Source organism: Skermanella sp., from assembly GCF_059503625.1.
The window spans coordinates 1-11,168 of record NZ_JCACHA010000713.1; the positions used below are offsets into that span (position 1 = coordinate 1).

Genomic DNA, 11,168 nt, shown 5'->3' on the forward strand with positions numbered 1-11,168 from the left:
TCCTTGAAGTCGCCGATATCGGGGATGCGGATCTCGATCATGCTCATGGGCAGCTCTCCAGTCTATTGGGGGACGGTACCGGCGGTCACAGGACCAGCCGGCGGACATCCTCCAGCACGTGGCAGAGATGCCGTGAGAAGCGCGCCGCAAGCGCTCCGTCGATCACCCGGTGATCGTAGGACAGCGACACCGGCAGCATCAGCCGGGGCACGAACTCCGTGCCGTTCCACACCGGGGCCATCTTGGAGCGGACGACGCCCAGGATCGCCACCTCCGGCGCGTTGACGATCGGCGTGAAGCTGGTGCCGCCGATGCCGCCCAGGCTGGAGATCGTGAAGCACGCCCCCTGCATGTCGGCCGAACTCAGCTTGCCGTCGCGCGCCCGCTTGGACGCACTGCCCAGCTCCTTGCTCAGCTCGTGGATGCCCTTGCGGTCGACATCCCGGATGACGGGCACCACCAGACCCTCCGGCGTGTCGGCGGCGATGCCGATATGGTAGTATTTCTTGTAGATCAGGCTGTCCTTTTCCGGCGACAGCGAGGCGTTGAACTCCGGGAACTCCCGCAGCGCCGAGACTGCCGCCTTCATCAGGAAGGCCAGCAGCGTCACCCGGTAGCCCTTTTCCTTGGCGGCGGTGTCCAGTTCCTTCCGGTAGGCGTCGATCTCGGTGATGTCGCTCTCGTCGTTGTGGGTGACGTGCGGCACGTTCAGCCAAGCGCGGTGCAGGTGCGGTCCGGACAGCTTCTTGATGCGCGGCAGCGGCTTGGTCTCGATCGGCCCGAACTTGGAGAAGTCGACCGCCGGGATGTCCGGGATCCCGGACCCGCCGGAGGGTGCGGCCACCGCCGGCGCGGCGCTCGGCCCTTTCAGGAAGCTGAGCACGTCGTCCTTGGTGATGCGGCCCTTTTCGCCGGTGCCCTTCATCTTGGTCAGGTCGACGCCAAGTTCCCGCGCCACCCGGCGCACGCTGGGGCTGGCGTGGACGTTGCCGAAATCGGGCGCGCCTGACGTCGTGGCGCCGGTTCCCCGCTCGGCGGAGGCCGCCGCCTGGGATGGCGGCGGGTTGGTGTTCGCTACCGCCACCGGCTGGGCCTGCGGTGGCGGCTCCTGCTGGCTGACCAGCGAGGGCGGCTGGGTCATGGCGCCGTCGCCGCCCTTGAACGTCAGGATCGGCGTGCCCTCGCTGACCTTGTCGCCGACCTTGACCAGGATCTTCTCCACGGTGCCGGAGGATGGAGCCGGCACTTCCATCGTCGCCTTGTCGGATTCCAGCGTCAGCAGCGGGTCCTCGGCGTTGATCGCGTCGCCTTCCTTGACCAGGATCTCGATGATCGGGACGTCCTTGAAGTCCCCGATATCGGGCACGCTCACCTGTGTCGTGCCTGTCGCTCGGGCTTCGGTCATGGCAGTCATCGTCGTTTCCTTCCCCGTTTCTTACTTCAGCGCCCGTTTCAAACCGTCACCGGTCAGACCGTCATCGGGTTCGGCTTCTCGCAGTCGATCCCGTATTTCAGGATCGCGTCGGCCACCACCTTGGGCTCGATCGCCCCTTCCTCGGCCAGCGACTTGAGCGCCGCGACGGTGACCCAGTGGCGGTCCACCTCGAAGAAGTGGCGCAGCTTGCGGCGGTAGTCCGAGCGGCCGTAGCCGTCGGTGCCCAGCACCCGGTAGCGTCCCGGCACCCATGTCCGGATCTGGTCGGCGAACAGCCTGATGTAGTCGGTCGCCGCCACTACCGGCCCGCCCCGGCCGCTCAGGCACTTCTCGACATGGCTCTGGCGCGGCGCTTCGGTCGGGTGCAGCAGGTTCCAGCGCTCGGCGTCGATCGCGTCGCGGCGAAGCTCGGTGAAGCTCGGCACGCTCCAGATATCCGACGCGATGCCCCAGTCCTCCGCCAGCAGGTCGGCCGCCGCGATGACCTCCCGCAGGATCGTGCCGCTGCCCAGCAACTGGACCCGGCGCGCTTCGCTCTTCGCCCCCTGCCCTTCCTTGAACAGGTACATGCCCTTGAGGATGCCGGCTTCGGCCCCCTCCGGCATGGCGGGGTGCTCGTAGTTCTCGTTCATCACCGTCAGGTAATAGAACACGTCCTCCTGCTCGGCATACATGCGGCGCAGGCCGTCCTGGATGATCACCGCGACCTCGTACGAGAAGGTCGGGTCATACGACACGCAGTTCGGGATCACCGACGAGAAGATGTGGCTGTGGCCGTCCTCGTGCTGCAAACCCTCGCCGTTCAGCGTGGTGCGTCCCGCAGTGCCGCCGATCAGGAATCCCCGCGCCCGCATGTCGCCGGCGGCCCAGGCGAGATCGCCGACCCGCTGGAACCCGAACATCGAGTAGTAGACGTAGAACGGGATCATCGGCGTGTTGCTGGTGCTGTACGACGTCGCCGCCGCGATCCACGACGACATCGCACCCGGCTCGTTGATGCCTTCCTGAAGGATCTGGCCGTTCTTGTCCTCGCGGTAGTACATCAGCTGCTTGGCGTCCTCGGGCTGGTAGAGCTGGCCTACCTGGCTGAAGATGCCGAACTGGCGGAACATGCCTTCCATGCCGAAGGTGCGGCTTTCGTCCGGCACGATCGGGACGATCCGCTTGCCGATCTGCTTGTCGCGCAGCAGCGTGTTGAGCACCCGGACGAAGGCCATGGTGGTGGAGATCTCGCGTCCGTCGGTGCTCTTCAACTGGGCCTCGAAGGTCGAGAGCGGCGGGATCGGCAGCGATTCCGACTTCCGCCGGCGTGACGGCAGGCTGCCGCCAAGTGCCGCCCTGCGCTCGCGCAGATAGGCCATCTCCGGGCTGTCCTCGGCCAGCTTGACGAACGGCACGTCCTTGATCTGCTCGTCGGTGACCGGCAGGCTGAAGCGGTCGCGGAACTCCTTCAGGACCGCCTCGCCCATCTTCTTCTGCTGATGGGTGATGTTCTGGCCTTCGCCGGCCTCGCCCATGCCGTAGCCCTTGACCGTCTTGGCCAGGATCACGGTCGGCTGGCCCTTGTGCGCCACGGCGGCGGCATAGGCGGCGTAGACCTTGCTGGGATCGTGGCCGCCGCGCGTCAGGCTCCAGATCTGCTCGTCGGACATGCCGGCGACGCGCTTCTTCAGTTCCGGGTCCTTGCCGAAGAAGTGCTCGCGGACATAGGCGCCGTTCTTGGACTTGAAGTCCTGGAACTCGCCGTCGACGCATTCCTCCATGCGGCGCAGCAGGCGCCCGTCGGTGTCCGCCGCGATCAGCGGGTCCCAGGAACTGCCCCACAGGACCTTGATGACGTTCCAGCCCGCTCCCCGGAAGTCGCCTTCGAGTTCCTGGATGATCTTGCCGTTGCCGCGTACCGGACCGTCCAGGCGCTGGAGGTTGCAGTTGATCACGAAGACGAGGTTGTCCAGCTTCTCGCGCCCGCCGAGCGAGATGGCGCCCAGGCTCTCCGGCTCGTCCATCTCGCCGTCGCCCATGAAGGCCCAGACCTTGCGGGGCGCCGTATCGGCAAGACCGCGATGGTGCAGGTATTTCAGGAAGCGCGCCTGATATATCGCCATCAGCGGCCCCAGGCCCATGGACACGGTCGGGAACTGCCAGAAGTCCGGCATCAGCCACGGGTGCGGGTACGACGACAGCCCGTTGCCGTCCACTTCCTCGCGGAAGTTGAGCAACTGCTCCTCGGTCAAGCGGCCTTCCAGGAAGGCGCGGGCATAGACGCCGGGTGACGAGTGTCCCTGGATATAGACCAGATCGCCGCCGTGCTTGTCCGTGGGTGCGTTCCAGAAGTGCTGGAAACCGGTATCGTACAGGGTGGCCGCCGACTGGAAGCTGGCGATGTGGCCGCCGAGTTCCGACGACTCCTTGTTGGCGCGCAGCACGATGGCCAGCGCGTTCCAGCGGATCAGCGAGCGGATCTTGTGCTCGATCGCGCGGTTGCCTGGATGCCGGGGCTCGCGGTCGGGCGCTATCGTGTTGAGATAGGGTGTCGTACCCGAATAGGGCACCGGCGTCCCCTTGCGCCGGGCTTCGGTGAACAACTCGTCCAGGAGGAAGTGCGCCCGGTCCGGGCCTTCGAATTCCAGCACGGAAGCAAGAGCTTCACGCCACTCCTGAGTTTCCAACGGATCATTGTCGCTGATCTTGTTCATTGATGTCCCCCCTCGTTATTTCAGCCTCTTTCGGAGAAAAGGCTTGAAGCTCTTCTGTATCGGCTAACCCAAGGAACTGCGGGTTCCTACAGGTATGTCAGCATGATCTGTGCCAATGGACGTTGAGCTGCGGGTCGAAAGCTAACCTGTTAACGAACAAGTAACTTTCTAATCTTGTTGCGTGATAAACAGAAGGATCTTTCTGATAGTTCGGACAAAGGGTTGCTTTTATGTCCGGATTTCCGGACGCACGACCGGTCTCGACTCGGCTGGCGAGTAGGACATCGGTTCGGAAGCAACAACTGAAGCCGCGCGTTTGTCTCGGATGGTATTCGGAAGGAGAATGCTACTCCGAAAACCCGGCTGAAAGCACGATGTCCTGGGCAGGATGAGGCGTAGTGGCGAACATCGCCACCGTCACCGGTTCCCGGCTGTTATCCGCCATCTTTGGCATCCCGTTAAACATAAACATTAAATCTTGAGTTCATTGGATATAAATACGATAAAATAGGGAATGAAATTACACGAAGTGTATCGGTGATTGAATAATCATGAAAAAATTCACAACTTATGGTTCAAGCCGGTACACCAGCATCCGGATCGAACTGCTCCGACACGGACCCGACCAGGGAATGTTCCGCCCCGACTTCTCCTATATGGTGCAAGTCGGCGACAAGCCGGTCAGGGAGTTCAACGTCCCTCTCGATCAGGTTCAATTCTATCACCACATCCAGGATTTGAATTCCGACGCTAATCCCCATGTCCGCGCACAGGCGCTGGAAGCGCTGAGCGCCGTCGTGACCGATGTCCTGGAATTGGAGGACATCGGATCGCCGGGGACGCCGGTGCAGATCGATCTGGTCCTGAGCGCCGGGGAACTTGCGGCCCTGCCCTTCGAACTGGCGAAGGACGGCGCGGGACGATGGCTGTTCGCCAGGACGGATCGGGATATCGAGATCACCCGGCGCAACCGGCTGGAGTGCGAGCATCGCCTGACGCGCTGGCGGGCCAAGCCGCGCGTGCTCTTCGTAGCGGCGGCGCCGTCCAATTTGAAGATCCCCGCCGACCGGCACGTAGCGGCCTTGAAGAACGCGCTGAGACCCTGGATCGAACCTCCGAAGGGGCTTCCTCAGGCTGCCCCGCCCGAGGCGGGGATCCTGACGATCATCGAAGAGGCAAGCCTCGACAGCATCCGGGCGGTCTGCAAGGAAGCGGCCGATAGCGGCAAGCCGTTCACGCATGCTCATTTCCTTGCCCATGGCATCGCCATCGGCCCAAGCTATGACCTACGTTACGGACTTGCCCTGCATGGTAAGTCGGATGGAAAGATCGATGCGGTCGAGGGGAGCCGGATCGTCGATGCGATGCGGCCGATCCTCGACGATGTCTGCGTCGTGACGTTCGCCGCGTGCCATGGCGGGAACGAGACGAACACCATCCTGCCGAAGTTCAGCCTGGCCCAGACGTTTCACGGCGCCGGCATTCCCGTGGTGGTCTGCTGCCAGTTCCCCATCACCGTTTCCGGTTCGACCCTGTTCGTCGAGCACTTCTTTGCCTCGCTGTTCCGGGGCAGTGACGTCAGGGCCGCCTTGCACTCGGCGCGCGGCAGCCTGTACGAGCAGCGCGCCCGGATCGGCCATGACTGGGCCGGTCTGGTCGGTTACGTCCGGCTGCCCGATACCTATCCCGACCATCTGATCGACGTGGCTCTCGAAGCCGATCTGGCTTCCTTGCGCACCGCTCAGCACTGGTTCGATTATGTCGTCACGAACCCTGGTCCGAGCGGCGTTCCGAGTCCAAGGGTGCTTGGCGGCATCGGGACGCAGATCCGGGACCGGATCGAACGGCTCGAGCATCGCCGCGGGCATGCCGAGGCCAGCGGACGCAAGGGCGTGCTGGAGGAGAACCTGGGCCTCCTCGGGAGCGCCGAGAAACGGCTGGCCGAAGTGCATTTCCGCCTGTGGGAGGTCGAGCGCACGGCTGAACGGCACGCCGAGATGAAGCATGCGCTCGCGCGGAGCCATGACTGGTATCGGCAGGCGTTTCGCCGAAACATGTCGCATCACTGGTCGGGCGTGCAGATGCTCGCGCTGTCCGCGGCGATCGCCGGAGTCATCGAAGACCGGGAGTTCTGGTTCGGCACTCTGGCCGCCGCAAAGATCGCGATGGAGGATCCCACCGATTACTGGGCTGCCGGCACGCTTGCCGAAACCTATCTCCTGGCACCGTTGGCCGGGCAGCCGGAGATGCTTGACCGTGCGGCGGACGCCCTGAAGCAACTGGTCGACCGGACGCGGATGCACGCCAAGGACGGTTTCCCTATCGAATCTACGCTGCGGCAACTGTGGCGCTATCGGTATTGGTGGACGACGGAGAATGGTTTCTTCGGTCCCGGCTTGGATTTGACCGGCGAGGCTGGCAAGCTGTTCGGCAGTCTGACACCGAAGGCGGAAAGTTCCGACCTGTCGGCGCGTTGATGTCGGGCCTCTTCAGCCCGGCATCGACATTGCAATCCAGTTCTGTTCGACAGGTCGGGATTTTCGGGCTTTGCCGCACTGCCGGCGCATCAGGTTAGAAAGAAGTCCCATGGGTTCCTTGTGCTTCGTCATGATGCCGTTCGGCCGAAAGCGCGACGGTAAAGGCCGCGAGATCGATTTCGATGCCGTTTATGCCGAGATCGTCCTGCCGGCCATCGAAGCCGCGGGGCTCGAGCCGATCCGCGCCGATGAGGGACATGCCGGCGGGGTCGTCCACAAGCCCATGCTGGAACGTCTCATCCTGTGCGACGTCATGATCGCCGATCTGACCGGAGCGGACCCGGCCGTCTGCTATGAACTGGGCATCCGCCATGGCGTCCGGCCGAGTTCGACCGTCCTGCTCTTCCGCGAGGGCGCACCGCTTCCCCTAGATGCCGAGGCTTTGCTCGCCCTGCCCTATGCCATCGATGCCGCCGGGCGGCCGTCGGATGCCGGCCATAACGTCGCGGCCCTCTTGCGGCGACTGAAGGATTGCGGAAGCCAAGGCGCGGACAGCCCGCTGTCCCGCGTGGACAGCCCGCTGTCCCGCGTGGACAGCCCGCTGTCCCGCGTGGACAGCCCGCTGTCCCGCGTGGACAGTCCGCTGTATCGGCTCCTTTCCGATTTCACGCCGCCTGACATCGCCCGCTTGAAGACCGACGTGTTCCGCCAGCGGGTCGCCTATGACAGTGAGCGCAAGGAGGAAATGGCCATCGCCCGTGCCGCGGGGGTCGAAGCCCTGGCGGCCCTGGAAGCGCGGATGAGCGTTGCCGACGAAGACCCCGCGCTGGTCGTCGATCTCCTCCTGTCGTATCGCGCGGTGCGAGCCTGGGGGCACATGATCGGGCTTGCCGCCGGGATGGCGCCGGAACTGCGATGCACCACCCTGGTCCGGGAGCAGCTCGGCTTCGCCCTCAACCGTGCCGGACGTCCCGGCGATGCACGGAGAGTTATCGAGGATCTGATCGCCGAACGCGGGCCATCCAGCGAAACCAACGGCATCCTGGGGCGCATCCACAAGGACCGCTGGGAGGAGGCGCTCAGCAACGGGGAGCCTGCCGCCTTCGACCATCTGCACGATGCGATCGCCGCCTATCTGGCCGGTTTCGAAGCCGACTGGCGTGACGCGTATCCCGGCGTCAACGCCGTTACCCTGATGGAAATGATGGATCCCGTCGATCCGCGGCAGGCGGAGTTGCTGCCGGTCGTGCGCTATGCGGTCAAGCGCCGGCTTGCCGGGAGGAGCCCCGATTACTGGGACCATGCCACGCTGCTGGAACTGGCGGTGCTGGCCAACGACGCCGTAGCGGCGCGGGACGCGCTGACCAGCGCCCTGGCAGCGGTACGCGAACCGTGGGAACCGGAAACTTCCGCCCGCAATCTCCGGCTAATCTGGGATGTCCGCGTGCAACGAGGCATCCCCGCCGACTGGATCCGGACGATCGAGGAGCAGTTGGCGGCAGCCGCCGGCCAAGTGGCTGCGAGCCGGTTGCCGGATTGAATTTCCGCAACCGATCTGCTATAACGCTCCCGGCCAACACCCGGAATCCCTGCAAAAACTTATGATAAGCAATCGAAGCGCGTGCCTGTGACGGCCGATAGTGACGTCATGATCGGAATCAGTGACCTTCGGCTCGATTTAGTGACCTTTGATGACCATCCCATCGAAATTTTATCTCGGGATCGGGCGGCGAAGCCAATCCAGGAGTAAAAATTTACCGACACTCCATATCAGTGCCGCAAACAAGATCATGATCGCCCAGGCGAACAAGGAAAGAACCATGATGATCAGCATTCGCAACCAGAAGGGGCCCTTTTTTGTCATATACGGTTACACCTGAAAGTTGCCGTCATAGATTGCGACAATCATGCTCTCGCACGATTATTTTGTAAGATAAAAAAAAAGGTAAAAGGAAAAAGAGCTGGGCAGTCGGTGACTTCCCATTATGGTTTGGCATTTGCCGGCTCAAGGATCAAAGCATCCTCGTCGATCTTCAAGAAAGCGCCGACCTCGACCTTGCCCTCGGCGATATCGTTGCTCAGCATCATCTGGGCATCGGCGAGGGAAATGGGCTCTCCCTGGTAATAAGTACCGCCGGAGGCATGAAGGATGGTCCGGTACAAAGGAGTCATCGCTCCCCCCTCAGATTATTTCGACTGCAACGACAACAGCTGTTCCGGCAAATTGTCTCCAATCCCGCCGATGTCCCAGCGCTTTCAGATGCCGTCGGCCGTGAGAACGACCTTCACCGTCCGCAGCAGAATGACCATGTCCTGCCGGAGCGAGTAGCGCTCGACATAGGCGATATCGTAGCCGAGGCGATCCTCGAACGTGGTCCGATGGCGGCCTGAAACCTGCCACAGGCCCGTGATGCCCGGCTTGACGCAGGCTATCGCCGACCGGGCCGCCGGATGCGGCGTCAGTTCGTGCGGCATGTAGGGACGCGGACCTATCAGGCTCATGTCGCCGGTCACTACGTTCCAGAGCTGCGGCAGCTCGTCCAGGCTGGTGCGCCGCAGGATGCGGCCGAGGCGGGTGATCCTGGGATCGTCGCGCAGCTTGTGATGGCGCTGGTACTCCAGCCGCAAATCGGCGTCGGCGGCCAGTATCTCCGCAAGGCGGGCCTCGGCGTCGACATGCATGGTGCGGAACTTCAGCGCCGGGAAGGTCTTAGAGCCGGCGCCGCAGCGCGCTTGACGGAACAGCGCCGGTCCTCGCGTCTCCAGCCTCACCGCCGCCGCGATCAGGAGCAGCAGCGGCAGCAGCGTGATCAGCAGCGAAACGGCGGCGGCGATGTCGAACAGGCGCTTGACGGGAGCATAACCGGAGAGGCTGGCCGCGTGCCGGGGCTGGACTTCGATCAGTGACATTCAAGGCCTCTCCGGTGGGGTGGCGTGTTGCTTCGTTACCAAGACATTAACGACCGCCGCCCGCCGTCGCTGTGAAGCCCGTTACAGGCTTCACGGCGACGGTCAACTCAGAAGGCTGAGGACTGGGTGTAGAACGGCTTCCCCTCCCCTTCCCGGATGTAGCCGTCGTAGAACGCCTTGACGTGCGGGAACACGGCGCGGCCCAGTTCGCGGCGGGCAAGTTCGTCCGGGGTGCGGGGCTTGGACAGCGTTTCGGCGATCTCGGCCAGGATCTGGTCGCGGTCGATCCGGGTGAAGCGCCCATCGGCGTAGACCAGGTCGCCGTCGATATAGACGGCATCGACGGCGCTGGTCTTGGCGCGCTGGATCACGGCGTCCAGCATCGGCACGTCGTCGTCCTGGTACGGGTAGGTCGCCTTGTTCCAGTCGATCAGCACGGCGTCGAAGTAGCGGCCCGGATCGAGCCGGCCGATCTCCTCGCCGAACGCGGTGGTCTTGGCTCCTGATTCGGTCGCCATCCGCAGCACCTGCGGGCAGGTCGGCACGTCGTCGTCCATCCCCGGCGTCCGGTGGGCGCGCAGCGCCAGCCGCATCTCCTGCAACATGTCGCGGTCGTCGTTGATGCCGGCCTCGTCCAGGCCCATGCCGACGGTGACGCCCTTCTTCTCGTAGTGGTTCAGCGGCGCGATGCCGGAGCGCAGGCGGAAGTTGGAGGAGCAGTTGTGGCAGATGCAGGTGCCGGTATCCGCCGTGATGTCGATATCCTCCTCGGTCAGCCAGACGCCGTGGCCCAGCGTCATGCGCGGGCCGAGCAGGCCTAGGTCGTGGAGGTGCCGGACGGCGGTCTTGCCGGTGCGGCGCATCGCGTATTCCTTCTGGTACGCCGTCTCCAGCAGGTGCATGTGCATCGGCACGTTGGCCGCCTTGGACTTCTCGTTCAGCGCCAGCAGGCCGTCGTCGGTACACCAGTGCAGGTTGGCCGGAGCAAGCTGGATGCGGGTCAGGCGCTGGCCGCGGTTCTCCTCCGTCAACTGGTCGAACAGGGTCAGGAAGTCGGCGAACGGCATCGCCTGCGACTTGAGGTAAGTCAGCAGTTCGGGACCGAGCGGCTTCGGCAGCTTCTCGCAGAACTCCTCGTCGGCCTCGTAGACCAGCCGGTTCTGCTCCCGGACCGCGTAGCAATAGGACGCCCGCATGCCGAGGTCGCGGTAGGCGTTCAGCACCTTGCTGGCGGCGCCGTGAATCGCGCCGTAGCCGCCGGCCATCCAGCCGTGGATATGCTGGACGGTGGTGACGCCCGACGCGATCATCTCGAAGGCGGAATAGAGCGTGTCGAGGTACAGGTCGATCTTGCGCGCCGGCATCCGCCCGGCGAACCAAAGCTCCAGCGCATAGTCGGGCGAGCCGAGCTGCAACGGGGTCAATCCGACATGGTGATGGCTGTTGACGAAGCCCGGCAGCATGACGTGGTTCGGGTAGATCTTGACGGTGGCGCCCGGCGCCAGCTTCTTCATCTCGTCGAGCGTGCCGGTGGCCGATACCACGCCGTCCTTGGACAGGACGGCGCCCCGGTCGATCACGACGGGGGTATGGCGGTCCGCCGTGCCGGTGACGACCCAGCGGGCCTGGACGATGAGGTCTCCCATGATG

At 63.9% G+C, this 11,168-nt stretch carries 7 protein-coding genes; 2 read left to right on the top strand and 5 right to left on the bottom strand.

Annotated elements, in window-relative coordinates; all coding sequences use genetic code 11:
• Positions 1-85: 85 nt before the first annotated feature.
• Complete coding sequence (gene aceF, locus AC5JJ6_RS23880; protein ID WP_496044451.1) at positions 86-1,414, bottom strand: dihydrolipoyllysine-residue acetyltransferase; 1,329 nt, start codon at positions 1,412-1,414, stop codon at positions 86-88.
• A gap of 53 nt (positions 1,415-1,467) precedes the next feature.
• Positions 1,468-4,131 carry a pyruvate dehydrogenase (acetyl-transferring), homodimeric type gene (gene aceE, locus AC5JJ6_RS23885; protein WP_496044452.1) on the bottom strand — a complete coding sequence of 888 codons (2,664 nt, stop codon included), beginning with the start codon at positions 4,129-4,131 and terminating at the stop codon, positions 1,468-1,470.
• 551 nt (positions 4,132-4,682) lie between these two features.
• Here aceE and AC5JJ6_RS23890 point away from each other — a divergent pair.
• Positions 4,683-6,608 (top strand): CHAT domain-containing protein, encoded by a 1,926-nt coding sequence (locus tag AC5JJ6_RS23890; protein ID WP_496044453.1) that lies wholly within the window; start codon positions 4,683-4,685, stop codon positions 6,606-6,608.
• A gap of 109 nt (positions 6,609-6,717) precedes the next feature.
• A complete protein-coding gene (locus AC5JJ6_RS23895) occupies positions 6,718-8,148 on the top strand; it encodes a TRAFs-binding domain-containing protein (RefSeq protein ID WP_496044454.1) in 1,431 nt (476 codons plus the stop codon).
• Between the two features lie 443 nt (positions 8,149-8,591).
• Here the strand turns inward: AC5JJ6_RS23895 and AC5JJ6_RS23900 are convergent, their stop codons facing one another.
• The 3 genes from AC5JJ6_RS23900 to AC5JJ6_RS23910 all read right to left on the bottom strand — a co-directional run.
• Positions 8,592-8,771: a hypothetical protein gene (locus tag AC5JJ6_RS23900; protein ID WP_496044455.1), complete on the bottom strand. Its 180-nt coding sequence runs from the start codon at positions 8,769-8,771 to the stop codon at positions 8,592-8,594.
• A gap of 93 nt (positions 8,772-8,864) precedes the next feature.
• Positions 8,865-9,518: a sugar transferase gene (locus AC5JJ6_RS23905; RefSeq protein ID WP_496044456.1), complete on the bottom strand. Its 654-nt coding sequence runs from the start codon at positions 9,516-9,518 to the stop codon at positions 8,865-8,867.
• Between the two features lie 107 nt (positions 9,519-9,625).
• Positions 9,626-11,168, bottom strand: a 1,543-nt coding sequence (locus tag AC5JJ6_RS23910; RefSeq protein WP_496044457.1) for an amidohydrolase family protein, incomplete at its 5' end; no start/stop codon positions are given.

Coding starts and splice junctions, on each gene's coding strand:
- aceE (WP_496044452.1), bottom strand. CDS start 4,131: ATGAACAAGATCAGCGACAATGATCCGTTGGAAACTCAGGAGTGGCGT.
- aceF (WP_496044451.1), bottom strand. CDS start 1,414: ATGACTGCCATGACCGAAGCCCGAGCGACAGGCACGACACAGGTGAGC.
- AC5JJ6_RS23905 (WP_496044456.1), bottom strand. CDS start 9,518: ATGTCACTGATCGAAGTCCAGCCCCGGCACGCGGCCAGCCTCTCCGGT.
- AC5JJ6_RS23890 (WP_496044453.1), top strand. CDS start 4,683: ATGAAAAAATTCACAACTTATGGTTCAAGCCGGTACACCAGCATCCGG.
- AC5JJ6_RS23895 (WP_496044454.1), top strand. CDS start 6,718: ATGGGTTCCTTGTGCTTCGTCATGATGCCGTTCGGCCGAAAGCGCGAC.